Origin of the sequence: Paraburkholderia solisilvae, from assembly GCF_902859875.1 — a bacterium.
Taxonomy (GTDB): domain Bacteria; phylum Pseudomonadota; class Gammaproteobacteria; order Burkholderiales; family Burkholderiaceae; genus Paraburkholderia; species Paraburkholderia solisilvae.
In genome coordinates, this window is record NZ_CADIKF010000016.1 from 22,025 (window position 1) to 46,884 (window position 24,860).

19 protein-coding genes are annotated in these 24,860 nt (G+C 65.0%); 5 read left to right on the forward strand and 14 right to left on the reverse strand.

Annotated features, from left to right (window positions below; all coding sequences use genetic code 11):
- Window positions 1–16 precede the first annotated feature (16 nt).
- Genes scpA through HV675_RS12080 form a run of 10 tightly spaced genes read right to left on the reverse strand, consistent with a single transcriptional unit; the run spans window position 17 to window position 10,009 of the window.
- Complete coding sequence (gene scpA, locus HV675_RS12035) at window positions 17–2,155, reverse strand: methylmalonyl-CoA mutase (RefSeq protein WP_175111138.1); 2,139 nt, start codon at window positions 2,153–2,155, stop codon at window positions 17–19.
- Window positions 2,152–2,973 (reverse strand): Pnap_2097 family protein, encoded by an 822-nt coding sequence (locus tag HV675_RS12040; RefSeq protein WP_175111139.1) that lies wholly within the window; start codon window positions 2,971–2,973, stop codon window positions 2,152–2,154. The genes scpA and HV675_RS12040 overlap by 4 nt, the downstream gene beginning before the upstream one ends.
- On the reverse strand, window positions 2,970–4,268 hold the full coding sequence (locus tag HV675_RS12045; protein WP_175111140.1) for an MSMEG_0569 family flavin-dependent oxidoreductase: 1,299 nt from the start codon (window positions 4,266–4,268) through the stop codon (window positions 2,970–2,972). Before HV675_RS12045 ends, HV675_RS12040 begins: the two co-directional genes overlap by 4 nt.
- A 14-nt stretch (window positions 4,269–4,282) precedes the next feature.
- The gene (locus HV675_RS12050; protein WP_175111141.1) at window positions 4,283–4,567 is read right to left on the reverse strand and encodes an MSMEG_0570 family nitrogen starvation response protein; all 285 of its coding nucleotides are present in this window, start codon (window positions 4,565–4,567) and stop codon (window positions 4,283–4,285) included.
- Between the two features lie 23 nt (window positions 4,568–4,590).
- Window positions 4,591–5,772 (reverse strand): MSMEG_0565 family glycosyltransferase, encoded by a 1,182-nt coding sequence (locus HV675_RS12055; protein ID WP_175111142.1) that lies wholly within the window; start codon window positions 5,770–5,772, stop codon window positions 4,591–4,593.
- Window positions 5,769–6,791 carry a sll0787 family AIR synthase-like protein gene (locus HV675_RS12060; RefSeq protein ID WP_175111143.1) on the reverse strand — a complete coding sequence of 341 codons (1,023 nt, stop codon included), beginning with the start codon at window positions 6,789–6,791 and terminating at the stop codon, window positions 5,769–5,771. The genes HV675_RS12055 and HV675_RS12060 overlap by 4 nt, the downstream gene beginning before the upstream one ends.
- Window positions 6,788–7,357 carry an MSMEG_0567/Sll0786 family nitrogen starvation N-acetyltransferase gene (locus HV675_RS12065; protein ID WP_175111144.1) on the reverse strand — a complete coding sequence of 190 codons (570 nt, stop codon included), beginning with the start codon at window positions 7,355–7,357 and terminating at the stop codon, window positions 6,788–6,790. Before HV675_RS12065 ends, HV675_RS12060 begins: the two co-directional genes overlap by 4 nt.
- A 2-nt stretch (window positions 7,358–7,359) precedes the next feature.
- Entirely contained in the window at window positions 7,360–8,496 is a 1,137-nt protein-coding gene (locus tag HV675_RS12070) for an MSMEG_0568 family radical SAM protein (RefSeq protein ID WP_175111145.1), read from the reverse strand.
- Window positions 8,465–9,508 carry a Nit6803 family nitrilase gene (locus tag HV675_RS12075; RefSeq protein ID WP_175111146.1) on the reverse strand — a complete coding sequence of 348 codons (1,044 nt, stop codon included), beginning with the start codon at window positions 9,506–9,508 and terminating at the stop codon, window positions 8,465–8,467. Before HV675_RS12075 ends, HV675_RS12070 begins: the two co-directional genes overlap by 32 nt.
- 18 nt (window positions 9,509–9,526) lie before the next feature.
- Window positions 9,527–10,009, reverse strand: coding sequence for an MSMEG_0572/Sll0783 family nitrogen starvation response protein (locus HV675_RS12080; RefSeq protein ID WP_175111147.1), 483 nt, complete (start codon window positions 10,007–10,009; stop codon window positions 9,527–9,529).
- A gap of 388 nt (window positions 10,010–10,397) precedes the next feature.
- Here HV675_RS12080 and HV675_RS12085 point away from each other — a divergent pair, with 388 nt between their 5' ends.
- On the forward strand, window positions 10,398–11,789 hold the full coding sequence (locus HV675_RS12085) for an aminotransferase-like domain-containing protein (RefSeq protein WP_175111148.1): 1,392 nt from the start codon (window positions 10,398–10,400) through the stop codon (window positions 11,787–11,789).
- 84 nt (window positions 11,790–11,873) lie between these two features.
- Here HV675_RS12085 and HV675_RS12090 read toward each other — a convergent pair whose 3' ends face one another.
- Window positions 11,874–12,371 (reverse strand): winged helix-turn-helix transcriptional regulator, encoded by a 498-nt coding sequence (locus HV675_RS12090; protein WP_217478110.1) that lies wholly within the window; start codon window positions 12,369–12,371, stop codon window positions 11,874–11,876.
- Window positions 12,372–12,565: 194 nt separating this feature from the next.
- Between HV675_RS12090 and HV675_RS12095 the strand changes: the two genes are divergently transcribed.
- Genes HV675_RS12095 through HV675_RS12110 form a run of 4 tightly spaced genes read left to right on the forward strand, consistent with a single transcriptional unit; the run spans window position 12,566 to window position 19,150 of the window.
- Entirely contained in the window at window positions 12,566–15,736 is a 3,171-nt protein-coding gene (locus HV675_RS12095) for an efflux RND transporter permease subunit (protein ID WP_175111150.1), read from the forward strand.
- Between the two features lie 29 nt (window positions 15,737–15,765).
- The gene (locus tag HV675_RS12100; RefSeq protein WP_175111151.1) at window positions 15,766–16,932 is read left to right on the forward strand and encodes an efflux RND transporter periplasmic adaptor subunit; all 1,167 of its coding nucleotides are present in this window, start codon (window positions 15,766–15,768) and stop codon (window positions 16,930–16,932) included.
- Window positions 16,929–18,392 (forward strand): efflux transporter outer membrane subunit, encoded by a 1,464-nt coding sequence (locus HV675_RS12105; protein WP_175111152.1) that lies wholly within the window; start codon window positions 16,929–16,931, stop codon window positions 18,390–18,392. Before HV675_RS12100 ends, HV675_RS12105 begins: the two co-directional genes overlap by 4 nt.
- Before the next feature lie 41 nt (window positions 18,393–18,433).
- Entirely contained in the window at window positions 18,434–19,150 is a 717-nt protein-coding gene (locus HV675_RS12110) for a YoaK family protein (protein WP_175111153.1), read from the forward strand.
- A 136-nt stretch (window positions 19,151–19,286) separates the two neighbouring features.
- Here HV675_RS12110 and HV675_RS12115 read toward each other — a convergent pair whose 3' ends face one another.
- From HV675_RS12115 to HV675_RS12125, 3 genes are all read right to left on the reverse strand, one after another.
- A complete protein-coding gene (locus tag HV675_RS12115; RefSeq protein ID WP_175111154.1) occupies window positions 19,287–20,045 on the reverse strand; it encodes an SDR family NAD(P)-dependent oxidoreductase in 759 nt (252 codons plus the stop codon).
- 108 nt (window positions 20,046–20,153) lie between these two features.
- On the reverse strand, window positions 20,154–21,650 hold the full coding sequence (locus HV675_RS12120; RefSeq protein ID WP_175111155.1) for an efflux transporter outer membrane subunit: 1,497 nt from the start codon (window positions 21,648–21,650) through the stop codon (window positions 20,154–20,156).
- A 12-nt stretch (window positions 21,651–21,662) separates the two neighbouring features.
- On the reverse strand, window positions 21,663–24,857 hold the full coding sequence (locus HV675_RS12125) for an efflux RND transporter permease subunit (protein WP_175111156.1): 3,195 nt from the start codon (window positions 24,855–24,857) through the stop codon (window positions 21,663–21,665).
- Window positions 24,858–24,860 lie beyond the last annotated feature (3 nt).

Consider the following 24,860-nt stretch of genomic DNA (forward strand, 5'->3'; position numbering starts at 1 on the left):
AAGCCCTGTCCAGCACCTACGGCGTCGACGCGGACGACCATTGAGGCATGTCGCTGAGATCGACATGTCGTGCCGCGCAACGCTCGCTGATTCGCGCGAGCTCCGAGACGATATCGCTCACGCTGCTGCCGACTGGAAAGCACGCCACTACGCCGGCAGACCGCAACATACGTCTGCTCTCGCCATCGAGATTTCCGCCGACCACGACGGGCAGTTCGGCGCCTCGCTCGCGCAATTGCGCGAGTAATTCGAGTACCGGTGCGTCGTGTGCACCGGAAAGCGACGACACGCCGATCACGTCTGCCCGTTCCGCGATCGCCTGCGAGCAGACGTCGGCAGCCGATGCGAACAACGTGCCCGCGACGACATCGAAACCCGCATCGGTCAGCGCGGCCGCAACCACGCGCGCACCGCGGTCGTGCCCGTCCTGTCCGAGCTTCGCCATCAGCACGCGCGGGCGTCGGCCGAGCACCGTGCGCACGCGTGCCACCGCATTGCAAGCCGCGCGCCATGCCGGGTCGTCCGACAGCGCGTCGTGATATGCGCCCGCGCCGACTTGCAGCGCCACCGTGTGCCGTGGCCATACGGCTTCAAGCGCGCGGGTGCATTCGCCGACCGTCGCCCGCGCGCGCATGCAATCGATCGTCAACGCGAGCAGATTGCCGTCGCCGTCGCGCGCTGCCTGTTCGAGCGCACCGAGTGCGGCGCTGACGCGTTTGCCGTCCCGCCTCGATTTCACGTCAGCTATCCGGCGAGCCTGGTGCCGCGCGATCTGCGCCGCATCGAAACCCGGACCGCGCGCGGGTTCCCGGTCGTCAGAATTGTCCTCTTCCTGCCGATAGCCATTCACGCCGACGATCGCCCGCTCACCGCTTTCGATCTGCGCCTGCACATCGAGCGCGCAGCGGTTCAGGCGTTCGCGCGCCCACCCCGAGCGGATCGCGCCGACCATCCCACCCCGCTGGTCGATCTCATCGAGCAGCGCATGCACACGCGCGGCGATATCCGCGGTCAGCGATTCCATCATGTACGAGCCGGCCCACGGATCGATCACATCGACAATCCCGGTTTCGTGCTGCAGCACCAGCTGCGTATCGCGTGCGACGCGGGCTGATGCCGCGCAAGGCAGTGCGAGTGCTTCATCGTATGCATTCGTATGCAGCGACTGCGTGCCGCCGAATACCGCGGCCAGCGCTTCGACGGTCGTGCGCACGACGTTGTTCAGCGGCTTTTGCGCGGTCAGCGACCAGCCCGACGTCTGGCAATGCATGCGCAGCGCACGCGCGCGGTCTGAACGGGCGCCGCATTGCCCAGCAAGCATGGACCAGACGAGTCGTGCCGCGCGCAGCTTCGCGATCTCAGCATAGAAATCGGTGCCGACGCCGAAGAAAAAACTGATGCGCTCGCACACGTCGTCCGCGCGCATGCCTCGTTCGACGAGCACGCGCACATACTCGCGCGCGTCGGCCATCGTCAGCGCGAGCTCGAGCACCGGGTCGGCGCCTGCCTCCTGAAAGTGGTAGCCGGACACCGATAGCGCATGGAAACGCGGAGCATGGCACGCCAGATACTCGACGACATCCGCGGCGATCCGCAGCGACGGTTCCGGCGCGAAGACACACGTGTTGCGTACGATGAACTCCTTGAGAATGTCATTCTGGATCGTGCCGGTCAATTGTGCCGCGGCCACGCCGCGCTCTTCGGCCGCGACGATGAATGCGGCCAGCACCGGCAGCACCGCGCCGTTCATTGTCATCGACACCGATGTGCGCTCGAGCGCGATATCCGCGAAGAGCCGCGCCATGTCTTCGATCGTATCGATCGCGACACCGGTCATGCCGACATCCGCCGCCACGCGCGGATCGTCCGAGTCGTAGCCGCGCTGCGTCGGCAGATCGAACGCGACCGACAGGCCCTGCGCCCCCTCGGCGAGCGCGGTGCGAAACGCGAGGTTGGTGTCCGCCGCTTGCGCGTAGCCCGCGTATTGGCGGATCGTCCAGCGCCTGCCGGTGTACATCGACGCATAAGGCCCCCGCACGAACGGCGCTGCGCCGGGCAGGCTGTCGAGATGAGCGAGACCGTCGATATCCGCGCGCGTATAGAGCGGCTTGAGCACAACGGCGCGACGACGCCTGCGCCCGAACGGTCGCTTCATCGTTGCCTCCAGTGTTTTTCGGTCATCACGTCCGCGATCTTGCGGCCATCGCTGTCGCGGCGCACTTCGCTCCAGTGCGCGATACCGCGTTCGCAAGTGCGCTCGCCGATTACATGTACGCTCAGCGCGTCGCCCAGGTCGACGTTGCTGTAGTAGTAAAGCGAACGGCTCGAGACGACCGGCGGCTCCGGGAAGCGGTGCCGCTGCCACTCGGCGCGATCGACGAAAGACTGGAAATTCGCGAAGTACAAAAAGTCTGCGCCGTTGAAATCGCTGTTCGGACACGGCAGAAACCCGGCGGGCGCGTAGCCGGTGGCCGTCAATCCGTCGGCGAGCGTCGCGTCGCCCGCGCGCAGCCGCTTGCCGAGTTCGATCATTGGCACCGCTTCGTCAGGCACCGGACTCACGTCGCCCGTCAGCGCAGACAGCGCCGCGCGCGCAACGCAGCGGTTGCCGCGCGCGCCGCCGCGCGTCACGAACGTCGACGACATCGATACGTGTGCTAGCGCCGCGCCGCCCCGGTGAATGCGATGCGTGCTGATGTGCCGCACCGCGCCGGTCCGATGCAACGCGCTGCTGATGTCGAACTCGTCGTTCTCGCACAGCGAGTCGAAGCCGAACGCCTGCAGGCGGATCGCCGTGAATGCCGCATACGAGCGGTGCCCGCCATCGTCGCCGAAGTCGTGAGTCGCGCGGCCCGCATGCGCCGCGAGCGCCTCCCAATGCCGATGCCCGCACTCCTTGAGCAGCCAGTTCTCCGACAGGCCGGTATAGCTCAGTTGCGGCATGCCGGCCCGATAGCGGTCGGCCGTCATCATGCGGCCAGGCTCGCCGGCGCCGCCTGTGACGCCGTCATCGACGCGCGAATCTCATCGACCACGTGCTCCGCGTCACGTGCAACGCCCGAGAAGCGCCCGGAACCCCACGTGTGCAACCATGGCAAGCCGATGAAGTACAGTCCCGCTTGCGGCGTGATGCCCCGCGTGTGCGCCGGGTAGCCGCGCCCGTTGAACACCGGTGCGTCGATCCAGCTGAAGTCCGGCGTAAAGCCGATACACCAGATCACCGATGTGATGCCGCTCGCGGCAAGGTCGAGCGACGTGCGCTCCCGCAGCGGCTGCCAGACCGGCTGGTACGATTCGCCCGGCGGCGCGTCGATGCGCTGCCTGTCGATAAACGCATCGATGCTGGCGTTGATCCGGTTGTACGTGTCGTCGGCATTGTCGAGGTTCGCAGTCAGGTTCGGTGTGAATTGCAGGCATCCGTCGCGCAAATCGTCGAGCCGGCCGTACAGTTCCATCCCTTCTTGCGCGAAACGCCGCAGATCGATGTCGCGGCCGCCGTCGCGGCCGGTCACGTAATGATTGGTGTTATCGCGCACGCCTTCGCGCAGCGGATGCTGTTCGACCGGCATGTCGTAATAGCGCATGTCGGCGAGCCAGTCGACCACGTCGCGGCCACGATGGAAGCGCGCGCAGCGCGGCGCCTCGCCAACCGCGAGATAGACCTTGCGGCCCGCGAGATGCAAATCCTCGGCGATCTGCGCGCCCGACTGGCCGGAGCCGACCACCAGCACCGCGCCGTCGGGCAGGCTCCGCGGGTTGCGGTATGCCGACGATTGCCACTGCGAGATGTCCGCCGGCAAGCGCTCGGCCATGCGCGGCACGATCGGGGTGTGGTAACCGCCTGATGCGACCACCACGTGATCGGCGGTCCAGTCGCCGTTCGACGTCGCAACCGCGTAGCGTCCATCCGGCTGCCGTTGGACGCGTTTCACTTCGGTATGCTCGAGCACCGGCGCACCGAGTTTCTCGACGAAGCCGTCGAGATACGCGACGATCTCCTCTTTCTTCATGAAGCCGTGCGGATCGTCGCCGCGATACGGGTGGCCGGGCAGCGCGCACTGCCAGTTCGGCGTCACGAGACAGAATGTGTCCCAGCGTTGCGTGCGCCACGTATGGGCGAGCGTCGCCTTTTCGATCACCAGATGGTCGATGCCCGCGGCCTTCAGGTAATAGCTGATCGACAGTCCAGCCTGCCCGCCGCCGACGATGATGACAGAGCGGTGCGGTACGTCGCTGTGGGCCTGCGACGCCAACGATGCGTTCGACATGATGCTGTCCCCGTTCAAGAGAGTTCGATCACTTTCACTTCGGCAGACGGGTCCGCGGCGAAGCGGTCTGCGTGCTGTTCGATCTGCGCGAGCTGATCGAGCGCGGCCGAGCAGGCGAAACCGTATTTCTCGCGCACGCGCTCGGAACCGATATGCAACGCCTCGCGTGCGCGCGACACGAAATCGGCAAGCGGATAGCGCCGCCCGGCCATGAAGTATTCGCCGATCACCGTCGACGGCGAATAACAGTTGACCTCCTCGCCATCGGGCCACTGGACCCGGAAATGCATGACTGGCATCAGGCTCTCCTTTGCATTGGGATTCAGACCGAGGCCGGCTGTGCGCAACCGCGATACAGCGCGAGATGGCGCAGCGCGCTCGCTCGCCAGCTGAAGCGTTGCAGCAGGGCGGACACCGCATCAGTGACATCGATGCCGCGGCGATCGTCAAGTGCACGCTGCAATGCCGCAGCAATGCTGTGCGCGTCGTGCGGCTGCGCCCAGTAGCAGACGCGCCCGTTCAGGTACTCGGTAAACGGCGCGATCTGCGACACGACCACCGGCGCGCCGGACGACAGCGCTTCCAGCACGACAAGGCCGAAGCCTTCGCGCAGCGATACCATCGCGACCGCATCGGCACGTCGCATCAGGGCGGGAATCGCGTCGTCGTCGAGCACACCCGTCACCACGATCGCTTCACCAGGGCCGATCGGCAGACCCAGTTCGGCCGCGCGTGCCACGAACCGGCGCGTGTACGCGTCGTGGTCGAGCAGGCTCGCGCCGCCTGCAATGACGAGCTGCGCATCGCGCCGCGTTTTTCTCAGAAGCGCAAACGCTTCGAGCAATTGCAGCGTGTTCTTGCGTTCCTCGATACCGCCGACCGCCAGCACGATCGGGTCGCCGTGCACGCCGAGGTCCGCGGGCAGCGTGACGTCGTCCATTTCGTGCGCCGCGCGAAAACGCTGCGCGTCGACGCCGTTGTTCACCGTCACCGCATCGATGCCGAAGCGGGTTTTCATCATCTGCGTCCAGACGTCGCTCACGCAGAACACGGCGTCGGCATCCGTGTACGCGCGCCGCTGCCATTGCGCGAGACGCGGGTCGCGAAACGCGTCGAGATGGTGGACCGTGCGCACGAAGCCGCGGATCGCGCCCTCGGCGCGCAGCTCGGCGAGCGCGTTGCCGCTGATGCTGTCCTGTGCGTGCAGCACGTCGAAGCCAGCGGGAGCCCGCGCGCGCAGCGTCGCCTTTAGCGCGCGCTTGAGCGCATCGATGCGCGTCTGCACCATCGATACCGTATCGACCGCATGCGACGCGACATTCGCGAGCGCGATCTGGCAAGGCGACGGGCGAAACATCGGCGCTCCGTTCTCGGTGGGCGCGAAAATCGTCACGTCGTGCCCTTCGGCGACGAGCGCACGGCCGAGTTCAAGCGTATGCACGACCCCGCCGCGCGGGTTCACCGAATGCGTAAACAGCGCGATGCGCAAAGGCGTGTCTTTCATGCCGGCTCCTCTCGCTGTGCGTCTGCCGCCGCACCGACGGGTTCATTCGCAGGCGCCCCGATAAACGGACCGTCGGCGAAATTCCATAGCAACGCCGCGGCGTCGCACTGCGTGACCACCACCTCGCGAGAGGCATCGACTGCGCCGATGGCCGCGCAAGCGAGACCGCGCTCGCGAAACCGCGCGAGCACCGTATCGACCTGTGGCGCGCGCACCGACAGCACGAAGCCGAAGCTCGGAAATGCGCTGAGCCAGCGCTCGAAATCGACATCGTCGGGGCAGGGAATCGCGTCGAGGTCGATCCGCGCGCCGACGCCCGAGCACTCGAGCAGCATCAGCGACGTGCCCAGTACGCCCGCCATGCTGATGTCTTTTGCCGCATCGCACAGGCCGCTTTCGGCAAGCATCGGCAGCAACTCGAGGTCGCCGCGCAGACGTTCGGCCGGCGCGCCGACCGACGCATTCCAGAACGGATACGGATCTTCGAAGCGGCCGCGCAGGTCGACCGCCATCACCAGACGATCGCCCGCGCGCGCATTGAAACTCGACAGTAGCTTGCGCGCGCGCCCGATAATCGACACTGCGAGCTGTAGCTGCGCGCTGCGCGTATTGCTGTGGCCGCCGACCACCGGCACGCGGTACGCGGACGACGCGGCCGCGATGCCGGCGAGGATCTCGCGCGCACGCTCGTTGCCGTCGCTCCACAGCGCGTCGACGACCGCGAGCGGCCGCCCACCCATCGCGTAGATGTCGCTGACGTTGACCATCACGCTGCTGTAGCCGGCGAACCACGGCATCGTTTCGACGAAATCGCTGACGAGCCCCTCGATCGCAAACAGCAGATACCCGTCGTGGTCCGGCAGCGCCGCGCAATCGTCGCCGACCGCGACCGCCTGCGCGAGATCCGCGACGCCGCCCGGCAAGCGCGCCGAGAGCGCCGCCACCACATCCGCGATATCGGTTTTATGGCGAAACCCGCGGCTTTCGCGCAGCCGCTGGACCAGCGCGTCGATGCTCATGAACGCCCCCGCGCCGCGGACGTGACGAACCCGCTCTCGGGCGTGCGGCACGGTGGATAGCAGGCGAGGTCCGCCTGCATCCGATGATGGAGCCTGCCGAACAGCACCTCTTCGGCAACCGTTTCCCAATGCAGGCGCCGGAACAGAGGCACGTTCTGGCTCTGCACATGCGCGAGGAACGTGTCGCAACCGAGCGCGTGCGCGCTGCACACGGCGAGCCGGATCAGCGTCGAGCCGAGCCGTCCGTGCGAACGGAATGCCGCGTGAACCGCGAGGCGCGAACCGAGCCACACGCGCGGCGCGGTCTCGTGAATCCGCACCGTGCCGACCACCTGCTCAGGCATGCCCGCCACGCAGCTCAGCGCGACCAGCAGCTTCGCGTGACGGTCGACCTCGTCGCGGTCGTCGCCGACGAAGAGGCCCTGCTCGATGCAAAACACCGCGCGCCGCAGCGCGTAGGCCCGGTCGCTTTCCCATGGCAGCGTCGCCCACTTGACGCGGTACTCGGCCGGTGTGAATTCGACAAGCGCTGCGTCGCCGGCCAGATCGAATGTGTCGCAATACATGGCTACGCCTCGTACGATGCAAGCGATGAGCACGCGCCGCATTTGCCGCAGCCGGCCTTGATATCGGCGGAACGCATCTGCGCGCTGCGCAGCATCGCGCCCAGCGGCGCGAGAACCGACTTCATGAATTCCGGCGACGGCGCGGGATGGTCTTCAAGCGGCGTGCCGCTGATCGGCACGAACGGCACGACGAACGGATAGACGCCGAGTTCGATCAGTTCGCGCGACATCGACAGGATCGCATCGGCGCTGTCGCCGAGACCCGCGAGAATGTAGGTGCTCACCTGGCCCCTACCGAACACCGCGACGGCTGCCTTGAACGCTTCCATGTAGCGCGATACCGGCACGCCAGCTTTCCCGGGCATGATGCGCTCGCGGACCGCGGGCGTGACCGCTTCGAGATGCATGCCGAGCGTATCGATGCCGCTTGCCTTCATCCGCTCGAACCAGCGGTCGTCGTCGGGCGGTTCGCATTGCGCCTGAATCGGCAGGTCGACCGCCGCCTTGATCGCGAATGCGCTTTCGCAGAGGATCTGCGCGCCGCGATCGGACGTCGGCGGGGTGCCGGTAGTCAGCACCATATGTTTGACACCGTCGAGCAGCACCGCGGCGCGTGCGACTTCGGCGAGCTGTTCCGGCGTCTTGCGCGCAATCGTGCGGCCCGCGGCAAGCGACTGGCCGATCGCGCAGAACTTGCAGCTTTTCTTGCGGCTCTCGTAGCGAATGCAGGTTTGCAGCACGGTGGTCGCGAGCACGTCGGTACCGTGCAGCGTCGCGATATGCGAGTAGGGCACGCCATCGAGCGTTTGCAGCCTCGTGAAGCGCGGCGCCTGGGCAAAGCTGACGGTGGCGATCGGGATCGTGCCGCGCATCAGCGTGCTGGCGCCCGACGCGTCCGGCGCGCCGGCGACGAACGGCGAATCCCACGCGGAACTGGTATGGACCGGCACCATGATCGTCACGCCGTCGACGATCACCGCCTTGTGATCGGACGGGCCCGCGCCGCCGCGACGGCTGGCGGCGCCCGCGTGCGGGTCGGCGAGGCGCAGGCCGGCGGATTGCAGCTCGGTGCGCAGCTCCATCATCCGATGCTCGCTGACGCGTGCATCAACTGGCGACAGGTTCGTGCTGGCGTTCATGCTCGCCTCCTGAAATGCGATCGATCTTCGCGGACACCGGCTCGGCGGATATAGCGGCCGGCATGGATTCAAACGCGTCAGCCATCGGCATTGAGGTCACGGCTGGCCGATCGTTGATCGCAAGACTCAACAATTCGGGCCGCGCGTAATGGCCGACCGAATCCATCATCCGTTTGCGCTTGGTGATCAGCGCCATATCGAGGTCCGCGATCACCATGCCTTCGCCTTCGCGCAGCGGCTCGGCCAGGTGCTGGCCTTCGGGCGACACGATCGCCGCATGGCAACCGCCGCGCAGCGCTTTTTGCAGCTTCGGGTCGGCCGTCACCGATTCGATCTGCGCATCGGTGAGCCAGCCTGTCGAATTGACGACGAAGCAGCCGGATTCGAGCGCATGGTGGCGGATCGTCACGTCGATCTGCTCAGCGAAAATCGGCCCGACGAGAGAACCGGGAAACTGGCTGCAGTGGATTTCCTCGTGCTGCGTCATCAGCGCGTAGCGCGCGAGAGGGTTGTAATGCTCCCAGCACGCCAGCGCCCCGACGCGGGCGTACGCAGTCTGCACCACCTTCAGGCCTGACGCGTCGCCTTGGCCCCAGATCATCCGCTCGTGAAACGTCGGCGTGAGCTTGCGGCGCTTGAGCGCGAGACGGCCGTCCGCATCGAAGACGAGTTGCGTGTTGTACAGGCTGCCGTAATCCCGCTCGTTCACGCCGAGCACGACGACCATCCGGTGCCTCCGCGCGCACTCGGCGACCGCCTGCGTGACCGGGCCCGGCACCGCCACCGCCTGCTCGTACAGGCGCATGTGATCGGCGCCCGAAGCGACCGGCGGACGCACAAAGGAAAAGTATGGGTAGTACGGCACGAACGTCTCGGGAAAGACGGCGAGCTGCACGCCTTTCGCCGCGGCTTCGTCGAGCGCCGCGCACACCTTGTCGAGCGTGCCGCCGGGTCGCTCGAACTCGGGCGCGATCTGCACCGCCGCCGCACGGATGATTCGCTGATCGGACATGATCGGCACCCGGCTCGGTCAGACAGTCCACGTATGGATGATCAGTGCGTTCTCCTTGCGATGCAGCAGCTGGAGATCGAGCACGTCGAGCGGGTTGATCGGCCTGATGCCTTCGATCAACGCAGCTTCGCCGTGGCCGTACAGCGCCTGCAAAGCGAAGCGGCACGCATAGACTTTGCCGCCTTCTTCCATGAACTTGATCAACTGCTTGTTGAAGTTCAGATGGCCGGGAAACGCTTCGTCGCCGAGCGTCGGAAAGCCTCGCTGCAAGCCGAGTGTGACGCCCGGGCCGTACAGCAGCACCGACGTGTCGAAACCCTTGCGCTGCAAACGCGTGGCTTGCAGCAGGTTGACGAAACCGATCGAACCTTCGAAAGCAACTGTATGGAACGTGACGAGCGCCTTTTCGCCGGGCTCGGCCTTGACGTCGGCAAAGACCTTCTCTTCGTAGTCGACCAGATAATCGCCTTTCTGATGCAAAGGTTGCGTGACGGCAGGCATGGCGCTCTCCAATAAGTCTCGTGAGGGTTGGAATGAATCGGCCCGCATGACGATTCGGACCGGCGCGCTCCATCACGCAACGGATATGCCAAGGTCCGGCGCAGTTCATGCAATCAAGTACCGATCAATCAGATCCGCACAGTTCGCGCGACCCGAAAATTTCTTTGCAACCGTTGCTGGGCGGGGCTTTTCAGTTGATTGCATCGATTGCGTGCGCACCGTCTCAGCGCAGCGTCGACGCGCGCCGTGCGTGCACGTGGTGCGCGACACCCCGTGGACGTGCACTGATGCGATCAATGCAATCAGAGTGAGCGGCGATGCAAAGAAAGTTGTTTTGCGATGGGGACGTCGTGTTATTTTTCTAGCGACCCGTTAAGGAATGCATACCGTGAACAGTCTCACGCATCACTGGCTGAAGCGGCTGACTGAAAGCCGAAAGCCGGCCTATCTGGTGATTCCGGATCTGATCGAGGAAGACCTCGCGAGCGGACGTCTACGTCCTCGCGACCGTCTGCCCGGGTTGCGCGATCTGGCCTGCGCGCTGCAGCTGAACTACACGACGATTGCGCGCGCCTATGCGGAGGCGCGCAAACGGGGGCTGCTCGACGCACGCGCGGGCAGCGGCACGTTCGTGCGAGGCCGCACGCAGACCTTGCCGCTTGCGGGCGGCAGCAGCGTCGAGATGTCGATGAACATGCCGCCCGAACCGCCCGAACTGGTTGCGCGCCTGCGCGATTCGGCATCTCACCTGTTCGCGCAGGCCGACCCGTACCGGCTGCTGCGCTATCAGGATTTCGGCGGCACGCTCGATGACCGCGCCGCGGGACGCACGTGGCTCAGGGACAGACTGCCCGATTGCACGGAAGACACGGTACTCGTATGCCCCGGCATTCATAGCGCGCTCGTGGCGCTCGTATCGCAACTTGCGCGTCCCGGCGAGACGATCTGCCTCGATACGCTCGCCTATCCGGGCATCAAGGCCATTGCGTCGCAGCTGGGCGTGCGCTTGCAACCGCTGCCGCGCGACGACGAAGGCCCGTTGCCGCACGCGTTCGAAGCGCTATGCAAGAGCGAAAAGCCCGGCGCGTTCTATTGCAACCCGACCTTGCAGAACCCGAGCACGCTGACGCTATCGACTCAGCGGCGCGAGGCGCTCGCGGACGTCGCGCTGCGCTACAGCGTGCCGATTGTCGAAGACGATGCGTACGGCTGGCTGCCGACGCACAAGCCGGTTGCGCTGGCGACACTCGCGCCGGATCTGACCTACTACGTGACCGGGTTCTCGAAGACGTTCGGCGCGGGACTGCGCGTCGCCTATCTGCGCGCGCCGAGCGCGCGGCAGACACAGCGCATATCGGGCGCGTTGCGCGCAACCACGGTGATGCCCAGTCCCTTCACGGTGGCGCTCGCGACACAGTGGGTCAACGACGGTACCGCGCACGAAATGCTATCCGCGATTCGTAGCGAAGCGAATGCGCGTCAAGGCATTGCAGCGGAAGAACTCGACGAGTGGCGATACGATGCGCAGAACGACGGCTTTCATCTGTGGCTGAGTATTCCGTCGTACTGCAACTGGAGCGCGCCGGAGCTTGCGCTGCAATTGCGCAACCAGGGCGTGGGCACGGTGGCGGGCGCGGCCTTTTCGACTGACGGCGATCCGCCGAACGCGATTCGGGTGTGTCTCGGCGGCCCCCAGGATCGCAGTGACTGTCGCGAGGCACTGAAGCGGGTCGGCGAGACGCTCAGAGATCCCCATCATCTGCACATGCCGATGATGTGACGCCGTTGAAAAGTCCGACGCGATGCGCGTCGCAACATGCAGCCTCGCGGTTGAACCCATCTGCCTGAATGGCCGCCGCCGAACTCACCGCGCCTGACGCGCGCGCGTTTGTTTCGACTTCTTGAGCGGTGCGTTTGCCGCTCCTTCCTTCACATGGACGTCGGCCGGCGTGAGCATGCGCCCGTCTTGCGACGTGAGTTGCAGGCGCTGGACAGGCTGCCCGCTTTCTTTGTCGAGCATCACCATCATCGGCTCGCCCTGCTCGAACAGATTGCGCTCGCCCCATTGGCGCAGCGCCACGAGCACGAGCTGCAGTTGCGCGCCGGAGGCGGTCAGGTGGTATTCGTTGTGCGGGCTACCGTCGGCTGCGGGCTGCAGCTCGAGGATGCCGTTTTCAACCATCGTGCGCAGGCGCGCACTCAATATATTTTTCGCAAGCCCGAGGCTCTTCTGGAATTCGCCGAAACGACACGCGCCTTTTAGCGCATCGCGAACGATAAGAAGGGTCCACCAGTCGCCCACGGTATCGAGGGATCGGGCGACCGGGCACTTCGCATTCTTCAGGCAGGTACGTCGCATGATCGGGAAGATTCGCTGCTGGCGAGGTTCGTCTTCGTGACGTTCTTCGTCAGAGTCAGGATATGTAAGCTCACAGTATAACTCTTGTGGTTGCATCTTTAAACCGTGTCATGCTACCTTTGTGACCTCGGTAGCATGATTAAACCGAATGCTGCGAGGATTTTAGAGTGCATACACACTAATTGAGGAGTTCCGGAATGTGGATAGTCAGGGTCGCGCTCAGGAGACCCTATACCTTTATCGTCCTCGCGCTGCTGCTCGCGATTGTCGGGCCGCTCACGGTGCTGCGAACGCCAACGGACATTTTCCCGAACATCGACATTCCGGTCGTCAGCGTCATCTGGACCTACAACGGGTTGCCGCCCAATGAAATGAGCGATCGCATCACCGGCAGCTTCGAGCGGTTTTCGCTCGCCACCGTCAACGACATTGAACACATCGAATCGCAATCGCTGACGGGCGTGTCGGTGATCAAGTACTTCTTTCATCCAGGCACGCGCGTCGACATCGCGATGAGCCAGCTCACGGCCGGCGCGCAGGCCTGGCTCAAGCAGCTGCCGCCCGGCATCACGCCTCCGCTGATTCTGTCGTACAACGCGTCGAGCGTGCCGATCATCCAGCTTGCGCTTTCAAGCGGGACGATCCAGGAGCAAGGGCTATACGATCTCGCGAACAACTTCGTGCGAACGCAGCTCGCCGGTATTGCGGGCGCATCGATTCCGTTTCCGTACGGCGGCCGGCAGCGTCAGGTGCAGGTCGATTTCGACCAGCAGCTGTTGCAGGCGCGCGGCGTGTCGGCCAACGACGTCGTCAGTGCGATCAATGCGCAGAACCTGATCATTCCGGCCGGCACGGAAAAAGTGGGCGAGTTCGAATACAACGTCAAGCTGAACGGCAGTCCGACCGCGGTAAAAGACCTCAACGATCTGCCGATCAAAACGGTCAACGGCACGGTCGTTTATATTCACGACGTCGCGCATGTCCGGGACGGCTCGGCTCCGCAAACGAATATCGTGCGCGTGGACGGCCAGCACGCGGCGCTGATGACGATCCAGAAGACGGGCAGCGCGTCCACGCTCGATATCATCAGCCAGATCAAGGAGCGCCTGCCGTTCGTACGCGACGCGTCGCCGCCCGCGCTCGATATCCGGCCGATCGGCGATCAGTCCGTGTTCGTGAAAGCGGCGATCACGGGCGTCGTGCGCGAGGGCGTGATCGCGGCGGCGCTGACCGGCCTGATGATTCTGCTTTTTCTCGGCAGCTGGCGCTCGACGCTGATCATCACGATCTCGATTCCGCTGTCGGTGCTCTGTTCGCTGCTCGCGTTGTCGGCGCTAGGCCAGACCATCAACATCATGACGCTCGGCGGCCTTGCGCTGGCCGTCGGCATTCTCGTCGACGATGCGACCGTTGCGATCGAGAACATCAACTCGCACCTCGAGCGCGGCGAGGAAGTCGAGACGGCGATTCTGGCCGGTGCAGAGGAAATCGCGGTGCCCGCGCTTATCGCCACACTGTGCATCTGCATCGTATTCGTGCCGATGTTCTTTCTGAGCGGCGTCGCGCGATATCTGTTCGTGCCGCTTGCCGAAGCGATCTGTTTCGCGATGCTGGCCTCATACGTGCTGTCGCGCACGCTCGTTCCGACGCTTGCGAAGTACTGGCTGCGCATGCATGACGGGCATGGCGAAGATCACGCGCCGCGCAATCCGCTCACGCGGCTGCAGCGCGCGTTTCACGACGGTTTCGAAGCGCTGCGCAACCGCTATCAGCGCGTTCTGGAGCGCGTCATCGTGCGGCGCGCGCTTTTCATACCCGTGTTTCTCGGCTGCATGCTGCTGTCGCTCGCGCTGATTCCATGGCTTGGCAGCAACTTCTTTCCGTCCATCGACAGCGGCCAGATCAAGCTGCATGTGCGCGGTCATGCCGGCTTGCGCGTCGAGGAAACGGCGCGCCTTGCCGATGAAGTGGAAGCGCAGGTGCGCAAGACGATTCCGGCAAGCGAGATATCGAGCGTGGTCGACAATGTCGGCCTGCCGGTCAGCGGCATCAATCTTTCCTATAGCGATTCCGCGCCGACGAGCGCGGCCGATGCCGATATCCTGATCACGCTGAAAGACGATCATCGCCCGACGGCCGGGTATGTGCGGCAACTGCGCGCGTCGCTGCCGCAAGCGTTTCCGGGCGTGAGCTTCGCGTTCCTGCCGGCCGACATCGTCACGCAGATTCTCAACTTCGGCGCGCCGGCGCCCATGGATATCCAGATTCGGGGCTTCGACGTGGCCGGCGACAACGTGTTCGCGCAGCGGCTGCTCGAGCAGATCCGGCACGTGCCGGGCATTGCGGATGCGCGCATCCAGCAGGATCTCGACTACCCTGAACTCGACGTCAACGTCGATCGAAGCCGCGCGCAGGAAGTGGGGCTCTCGCAACGCGAAGTGGCCAACGATCTGCTGTTCTCGCTGACCGGCAGCTTCCAGACCAACCCGACGTTCTGGCTCGACACGAAGAACGGCGTGTCGTATCCGCTCGTCGCGCAGACGCCGCAGCCGGCGCTCGATTCCATCGACGCGCTGCGCAACTTGCCGCTCACCGGCACCGGCACGCAGCCGCAGATTCTTGGCGCGGTCAGCACGATTTCACGCGGCGTCGGGCCGGCGGTCGTCACGCACTACAACGTGGCGCCGACGATCGATCTTTATGCGGCCGCTCAGGATCGCGATCTCGGCGCCGTGGCGCGCGATGTGACCCGCCTCATCGCATCCGCAAAAAAGGCGTTGCCGCGCGGTTCGACAATCACGATCCGCGGCCAGGTGCAGACCATGACGTCGTCGTTCGCCGCGCTCTTTAGCGGTCTCGCCTTCGCGATCCTGCTCGTTTACCTGTTGATCGTCATCAATTTCCAGTCATGGATCGACGCATTCATCATCATTACCGCGCTGCCCGCCGCGCTCGCCGGCATCGTCTGGATGCTGTTCGTCACGCATACGCCGCTTAGCGTGCCGGCGCTGACGGGCGCAATCATGAGCGTCGGCGTCGCGACGGCGAACAGCATTCTCGTGGTGAGCTTTGCGCGCGACCGGCTGCGAGAACAGCACGACGGCGTCGCGATCGACGCGAAGACGGCTGCAACGGAAGCCGGCTCGACGCGTTTTCGCCCGGTGCTGATGACGGCGCTCGCGATGATGATCGGCATGGTGCCGATGGCGCTCGGCCTCGGCGACGGCGGTGAGCAGAACGCGCCGCTCGGACGCGCGGTCATCGGCGGGCTGTGTTTCGCGACGCTCGCCACGCTGCTTTTCGTGCCGGCGGTGTTTAGCCTGATTCACGACCGCAGACGCCATGCGCCCCTGCAAGGCGGCCATTAACGCCAGGATCCGGATGTGGGAATTTGAACATGACAAACAATAGCTTTCGATACAGGCCCGCGTGGATCGTGGTCGGCGCAGTGGGCGTGGTGATCGCGGTGGTCGGTTGGGGAATCGGGTCGCGTGTGAGCGCGGAAAAGGCGCTCACACGCGTCACCGACGCCGCCGCGCAGCCGACCGTCTTCGCCGTTGCCGCGGCGCCAGGGCCGGCCGTGGAGGACCTCGTGCTGCCCGGCACGGTGCAGGCGGAATACGAAACGCCGATCTACGCACGCACGAGCGGCTACATCAAACGCTGGTACACCGATATCGGCACCCGCGTGAAGGCGGGAACGCTGCTCGCCGAGATCGATTCGCCGGAAGTCGACCGGCAGCTTCTGCAAGCGAAGGCCGACCTGAAAACGGCCGAAGCGAACAACGTCGTCGCGCAGGCCACGGCGAAACGCGTGCACGCGCTGCTACCCACCCAGTCCGTTTCGGCGGAACAGGACGACCAGGCCACGAGCGACGCCGCCGCGAGGGCCGCACTCGTGGCCTCGGCCGAGGCGAACGTCGAGCGCCTGAGCGAACTCGTCGGCTTCGAGCGCGTGGTTGCGCCTTACGATGGTGTCGTGACCGCGCGCGAAACGGATATCGGCAACCTGATCAATGCGGGTAGCGGCACCGGGCCGGAACTCTTTCGCGTGGCCGATACGCGCAAGCTCAGAATCTATGTGCAGGTGCCGCAGAGCTATGCGGCACTGATCCGGCCAGGCGTCGCCACCGAGTTGCGGTTTCCCGAATATCCAGGCCGGACGTTTCCGGCGGCGCTCGTGCGCACGGCCGATGCGATCGAGCCGCGCGCGCGCACGCTGCTCGTGGAGCTCGAGGCGGACAACGGCAAAGGCGAGCTGTTTCCGGGCGGCTACACCGATGTCCAGTTCACGCTGCCGATCACGGAGCGCCATGTGAACGTGCCGGCGAATGCGTTGTTATTCAGGGCCGAGGGGTTGCGCATCGCGAGCGTCTCGAAGGAGGGCGTCGTGACCTTGCACAAGGTCACGCTCGGGCGCGATTTCGGCACGACTGTCGAGGTGACGTCCGGTATCGAGCCCGGCACGATGATCGTGCTCAATCCGCCCGCCTCGGTCGTGGACGGCGAGCGGGTCAGCGTTCGGAGCGGCGGCAGCGGCCGGCCCGGGAGCCGCCGGTCATGAAGAGACTGATGCACTATGCGGCGCCGCTTGCCGCGGGTTTGCTCGCCGCGTGCAATTTCGCGCCGACGTATGCACCGCCGGCCATCGCGACCCCTGCGAACTATAAGGAATACGAATCGGCGGACTGGTCCGTTGCGGCGCCCGGCGATGCGTGGCCGCGCGGCAAATGGTGGAAAGTTTTCGGCGATCCGTTGCTCGACAGTCTCGAAGACCAGGTCAGCGCGGCGAACCAGAACCTGAAAGTGGCGGTCGCCCAGTTCGACGAGGCGCGCGCCGACGCGAAAACCGCACAGGCCGACTTCTATCCGACGATCGATGCGGTCGGCTCCTCCGGCCGCACCGGCCTGTCGCGCAACGTCGCCAACCCGTTGCCGAACCGCGCCTACACGAGCAACAGCCTCGGCTTCGACTTCAGTTACGAAATCGACGTATGGGGAAGAGTGCGCAATCAGGCGAAGGCCGGCGTGGACCGCGCGCAGGCGAGCGCCGGCGATCTCGCGACCGTCGATCTGAGCCTGCATGCCGAGCTCGCCGCCGACTATTTCATTTTGCGCGGCGACGACGCTGCACAGGATGTGCTCGATCGCACGGTAGAGAACTACCGGAAGGCGCTCGAACTTACCGAGGCGCGGTTTCAGACCGGCTATGCGGCGCGGCCCGATGTGTCCGCGGCCGACGCGCAATACGAAGGCGCAAGGACGCAAGCGACCGAAAACCGCCTGAAGCGCACGAACCTCGAGCATGCCATTGCGATACTGACCGGCCGGCCACCGGCGGGGTTTTCGATTGCGGTGCAGAAGCTCGATGCGACACCGCCCGAGGTCGCGCCTGTGATGCCGGCAGCGCTGCTCGAACGGCGCCCCGATATCGCCGCCGCGGAGCGGCGCGTGGCGGCGGCGAATGCCGATATCGGCGTCGCGAAAGTGGCATGGTATCCGTCGTTCAATCTGAATGCGCTGTTCGGCGTCGAGGCCGCGGTGCCGAACCGCTTTCTGTCGGCGCCGGCCGAAGCGTGGTCGTTCGGGCCTTCCACTGTGCTGACGCTGCTCGACGGCGGCCGGCGCGCCGCGCTCAACGAGCGTGCGCGCGCTTCCTATGACGAGGCCGTCGCGCAGTATCGGCAGACCGTGCTCGATGCGTATGGCGAGGTGGAGGACAGCCTTGCGTCGCTGCGCCTGCTCGCGCAGGAAATTGTGACCCAGCAGGCGTCCGTCAAGGCCGCGGCCGATGCCAGCGCGCAGGCGACCCACCTTTATACGGGCGGGCTCGAAAACTACTACGACGTGATCGTCGCGCAGAACATCGAGCTGGCCGCGCGCCTGACGAACATCGACATCGAGATGCGGCGCATGACGGCCGACGTCGCGCTCATCAAGGCATTGGGCGGCGGATGGAACCGCGGCGACGGACTGGAACTGAAAGAGGGCGCCGGGACGTCGAATGCGGCGTCTGCGTCGTGACGCGTCCTCGTCTTCGACCTCGTCACGATCGTCTCAGCCCGATGAATATGCGAGCCGAAACCTCACTGGCCGTGGTGCTGCGACGCGTCGCCGCGCTGTCCTCGATCGCGGGCTATGTCGAAGTCATCGGCTTCAAGGACTTCGGCGGCATTTATCCTGGCATCATGACCGGCAACACGGTCCAATTGAGCCTGACGCTAGCGAAAGCGCAATGGGCGCACTTCGGGATCGTCGGCTTCGCCGTGGGTCTGTTTTTTATCGGCGGGATGATCGCGAGCATCGTGCGCTGGCATCTGCGCCGGCCGCCGCTGCAACTGCTGGCGATAACGGCATTACTGATCGCGGCGGGGTGTGTGCGCCTGATTCATCCGTCGGAGCGGTTCGTCGAGCTGGCGCTGCTCGCGGTGGCCATGGCGATGCAGGGCGAGACGCTCGCGAAGTTCGGCGGCGTATCGCTGCAGACGATCGTCGTGACGAACAACATGGTCAAGTTCTCCGATGCGTTCGTGGGCCGCTATCTGGTCGGTTCCATGCGGCGTGCGTCGGCGGCGCATGGAAGCACGACGATCGGGCGGCCCGAACTGAAGGAGGTGCTGATGCCGGGGCTAGCGTGGGTCAGCTATAGCATCGGCGCTGCGGCAGGCGCGATCCTGACCGACTGGTTCCGTTTTCCGTTTGTCGTGCCGGTCCTGCTGCTCGTGCTTATCGTGTGCGACCTGCTGAGGTCGTGGCCCGATACTGACGATACGCTCCGATGACCGTACGTGCCGCAGGCATGCACTTCGCGTTCAAGGAGACGCCGGACGAACGACGAGGGCGATACGCTTCGGCCGATTGGGTACGCTATCCCTTGTCCTCGAAGCAGCCGCAGCCCGGTGCTATTCGCGGCGCGGCTCAATGCGCAAAGTAGTGCATACCTCCATCGACCGGGATGACCGCGCCTGTGATGTATCGTGCAAATGGCGACGCGAGAAACGCAACCAGGTAACCTATATCTTCCGGTTCGCCGAAATGGCCGGCCGGTATGTTGCCGGCAATGAATGCGCGCCGCGCCTCCTCAGTCGGGTGCAGCCTGGTCAGCGTCTGTTCGCTGTTGATACGGCCAGGAGGAATCGTATTGACGGTGACGCCGTCCGCTGCGACGTCGCACGATAGTCCTTTCGCCCATAAGTGCAGCGCGGCCTTTGCGGCACTCGCAGCGTTGAGCGTGCGCGGCTCCATCGATCCGCTGATATTGACGATGCGCCCCCAGCGGCGCGTGCGCATTCGTGGCAACACTGCCTCGGCGAACCGCCGGGCCGCCGTGAAATTCAGCGCAAACGCCTCGTCCCACGTCGCGTCGTCCGAGATCGCCGGCACCTGCCGCGAGCCGCCCGCATTGTTCACCAGGATATCGATTGCGCCGAGTGCGGATTCCGCTTCCGTGACGATGCGTGCCACATCGCCGGTCTCGGTGACGTCGCCAGTCACCACGACCGGGGTTTCTCCGCTGAGATGTTCGATCTCGGTCGCCAGCATGATGAGCCGGTCCGAACGCCGCGCGGTGATCGCCACGCGTACGCCTTGCCTCGCGAGGACTCGTGCGATGCCTGCGCCGATTCCCGAACTCGCGCCCGAAATCAGTGCAGTCCGTCCTTTCAGTTCCAGTTCCATGATTGTCTCCAACTTATAGTTGATCGTTTGCCCGGCTTCCAACTTTCCTGAGCAAGCACGTGGCGGCTTATCGCGTTGCCACACGCCTGCTCTGTCCACAACGGCCCGTCAGTGCGCAACCACAGCCGCGGGCGTTTCCCAGCCGCCGCCTAACGCGCGGATCAGATTGACCGTGGAAACTGCCTGCGCGTCCTCCAGCCGCACGGCGGCGCGCTGCAATTGCAGCGTGTTCCGTTCGTTGTCGATGACATCGAGATAACTCACCGCCCCTTCCATGTACTGCTTGCGGGATAGCGCCGAGGCGCGCGACGACGCGTTGACCGCCGCATCCTGGGTGATCCGCTGATCTTTCAGGATGCGCAGTTCCGACAGGCTGTCCTCGACTTCGCGAAACGCCGTCAACACCTGCAGTCGATAGTTCGCGACGCTCTCTTCATGCAGCGCGCGCGCATTCGCGAGGTTGCCGGAGCGCCGGCCGCCGTCGAACAGCGGCAGCGTGAGTGCCGTGCCCGTGAGCGGTCCGAGCAGGAACGTGCGGCTGGACCATGTCATCAGATCTCCCAACGAAGCCGATTCGAAGCCGCCGGCCGCCGTCAGCGACAAGGACGGAAAGAACGCCGCCCTGGCGACGCCAATCCGCGCGTTGGCCGCCGCCATTGCCCGCTCGGCCGCCGCGATGTCGGGCCGGCGTTCGAGCAGTGTGGACGGCAGTCCTGGCGGGACCATCGCGGTGACCGGCTGAAGCGCGCTCGCGGCGAAGGTGAAGTCGGCCGGCGGCTTGCCGAGCAGGACGGCAAGGCTGTGTTCGGCCGCGGCGCGCGCACGCGTCACGGTCAACATGTCAGAGCGGGTCGACGCGAGTTCCGAGCGCGCCTGCGCCAGGTCCAGTTCGCTGACGTCGCCCTGATCGAAACGGTGCTGAACGAGCCGAAACGCATCCTCACGCAGCGAAACCGTCCGCGACAATACGTCCAGCTCCGCGTCGAGTGCGCGCACATTGAAATAGTTCTGTGCGACGTCCGCCTGCAGTGCGAGCAGCACTGAACGATACAGCGCTTCGCTCTGCTGCGTGTCGGCCCTGGCCGCGGCCACGGTGTCGGATACGCGGCCAAACAGGTCGACCTCGTACGATGCGCTTGCCTGCAGGCGCCAGAAGGTTTGCACCGGTCCTTGCGCGTCGTCGGGAAGGAATTGCGATGCCGGTGAGAACTTTTGCCGCGTCGGCCCGAAGCCGGCGTCTAACGATGGAAACAGAGCCGCCCGCGCAACCTGCTGGATTGCTCGCGACTCCTTGACGCGCGCGGCGGCTACCGCGAGACCGGGATTGGCGTCGCGCGCCTCCTGTTCGAGCGTGTCGAGCGTGGGATCGTTGAACAGCGTCCACCAGTCGCCGCGCGGTTGCGTATCGGCAGGCTCCGCGGCCTTCCATTGCGAGGACCGGGCCGCCTCAGCGCCTGGGACGGGCGTGATGGCCGGATCAGCCTCCTTGAATGCTGCCGGCACGCTTAACGCCGGCTTCTCGTACTGCGGTGCGAGCGAGCAGCCGCTCGCCGCCAGACACGCGGCCATCAGCGCTGGCCGCGTCCAGTTGCGCGATGTGTTCATGGCGGTTCTCCGTCAGGTCTCGAGCGATGCGTCGGCGCGGCGAACCTGCTGCCGGGCCTCGCCGTGATCGAACGCCCGCTCGCCGCCGGCCAGCTTGCGCAGCACCACATAGAACACCGGCGTCAGCAGCAAGCCGAACAGCGTGACGCCGAGCATGCCGAAGAACACCGCGATACCCATTGCGCGGCGCATTTCGGAGCCGGCGCCGGACGATGCGACGAGTGGCACCACGCCCATCACGAAAGCGATCGACGTCATCAGGATCGGTCGCAGACGCAGGCGGCTTGCCTCGATCGCCGCGGCGGCGACCGTACGGCCTCGCATCTCCAGCTCGCGGGCGAATTCGACGATCAGGATCGCGTTCTTCGCGGACAGTCCGACCAGCACCATCAATCCGATCTGCGTGAAGATGTTGTTGTCGCCGCGTGTGAGCCACACGCCGGCAAGCGCCGAGAGCATACCCATCGGTACGACCATGATGATCGCGAGGGGCAAGGTCAGGCTCTCGTAGAACGCGGCCAGCACGAGGAACACCAGCAGCACGCTGATCGGGAACACCCACAGCGCTGCGTCGCCGGCCATTACCTGCTGGTAGGTCATCTCGGTCCACTCGTACTTGATGCCCGATGGGAAGGTCTCAGCCGCGATCCGGTCGATTGCCGCGAGCGCCTGGCCGGACGAATAACCTGGCGCCGGGCCGCCATTGATGTCGGCCGCCGGAAAACCGTTGTAGCGCACCACCATTTCCGGACCGTACGTCGGCGTTACGTTGACGAGTGTCGCGAGCGGCACCATCTCGCCATTCTCATTGCGGGTCTTGAGCAGGCCGATGTCGCTCGCCGCGGCGCGGAAAGGCGAATCGGCCTGCACCCGCACCTGGTAGACCCGGCCGAAACGATTGAAATCGTTGACGTAAAGCGAGCCGAGATAGACCTGCATCGTGTCGAAGATGCTGGTGACCGGCACGCCAAGTTGCTTGGCCCGCACACGGTCTATATCGACATTGAGCTGTGGCACGTTGATCTGGTAGCTGGAGAATAGCGGGCCGAGCTCGGGCGCTGTCGAGGCACGCTTGATAAACGCCTGCGTGACTTCGTTCAGCCGCTCGTAGCCCAGCGCGCCGCGGTCTTCGATCTGAAGCTTGAAGCCGCCGAGCGTGCCGAGGCCCAGCACCGGCGGCGGCGGGAAGACCGCGATAAACGAGTTCTTGATCGTCGCGTAGTCGTCGTTCAGCCTGCTCGAGATCACATCGGCCGACAGCTTCTCGCTGCCACGCTCGGCAAGCGGCTTTAACGTGATGAAGACGATCCCGGCGCTCGACGAATTGGTGAAGCCGTTCACCGACAGCCCCGGAAATTCCAGCGCGCTGGCTACACCGGGTTGCTTCAGCGCTAGCGCGGTCATGTCATGGATGACCTTCTCGGTCCGGTCGAGCGATGCGCCGTTGGGCAGTTGCGCGAACGCGATCAGATACTCCTTGTCTTGCGCCGGTACGAATCCGACCGGAACGGTCTTGCTGATCAGCACCGTGATGCCGAGCAGCACTGCGTAGATCGACATCACCGCCGTTCTGCGGCCGACAATCCGCATCACACCGCGTCCATAGGAACCCGACACCGTGTGGAACAGATGGTTGAAGCGGTCGAAGAACGGCCCGCACAGCCGGTGCATCGTGCGCGTCAGCCAGTCCTGCGGTGCGTCGTGGCTCTTCAGCAGCAGCGCGGACAGCGCAGGTGAAAGTGTCAGTGAGTTGAACGCGGAAATGACCGTGGAGATCGCGATGGTCACCGCGAACTGTTTGTAGAATTGCCCGGTCAGGCCGGACATGAACGCGAGCGGGACGAACACCGCTACCAGCGTCAGCGCGATCGCGACAATCGGTCCGCTGACTTCGCGCATGGCCTGATAGGTGGCCTCGCGCGGAGGCAGGCCGGCCGCGATGTTGCGCTCGACGTTTTCGACCACGACGATCGCATCGTCGACCACAATGCCGATCGCGAGCACCATGCCGAACAGCGATAGCGCATTGATCGAGAAGCCGAACGCCAGCAGCAGCGAGAACGTGCCGACAATCGAGATCGGTACGGCCAGCAACGGAATGATCGACGCGCGCCACGTCTGCAGGAACAGGACGACCACCAGCACGACCAGCACGATCGCTTCGGCAAGCGTACGGATGACCGCATCGATGCTTGCGCGCACGAACTGGGTCGGATCGAACACGATCCGGTAGTCGACGCCGTTCGGCATGTCCCGCTTGGCCGCGACCATGATCTCGCGCACTTTGCGCGAGATCTCCAGTGCGTTGCCGTTGGGCGCCTGCAGGATCGCGAATGCGACCGCGGGCTTGCCGTCGAGCAGCGAGCGCAGGCCGTACTCCGAGGCCGCGAGCTCGACCCGCGCGACGTCGCGCAGATAGGTCACGCCGCCGCCGGGCGTAGCCTTCAGCACGATGCCGCCGAACTCGCGTTCGGTCGACAGCCGGCCGCGCGCGTTGACCGACAACTGCATCGGCGCGTCGACTGCCATCGGCGAACCGCCGATGACGCCCGCCGCGACCTGCACGTTCTGTTCGCGAACGGCCGCGACCACGTCATTCGCGGTCAGGTTGCGCGCGGCGACCTTGGCCGGATCGAGCCAGATCCGCATCGCGTAATCGCCGCCGCCCCAGATCTTGACTTCGCCGACGCCCGGTACGCGTTCGAGCCGATCCTTCAGGTTGAGCACGCCGTAGTTGCGCAGGTAGGTCATGTCGTAGCGGTTGTCCGGCGACACGAGGTGCACCACGAGCGTTTGCGTCGGCGACGACTTCGCGGTGGTGACGCCGAGCCGCTGCACGTCATCGGGCAAATGGGGCAGCGCCTGCGATACGCGGTTCTGCACCAGTTGCTGCGCCTTGTCCGGATCGGTGCCGACCTCGAATGTGACGGTCAACGTCAGATTCCCGTCGCCGTTCGCTTGCGATTGCATGTAGAGCATGTTCTCGACGCCGTTGATCTGCTCTTCGAGCGGCGACGCGACCGATTCGGCGATGACCTTCGGATTCGCACCCGGATATTGCGCATGCACGACGATCGCGGTGGGCACGACCTCGGGGTACTCGGAGACCGGCAGCCGGAAGACGGAGATGAGGCCCGCGAGCAGCACGATTACCGACAGCACGCCCGCGAAGATTGGACGATCGATAAAAAACCTTGAAATGTTCATGAC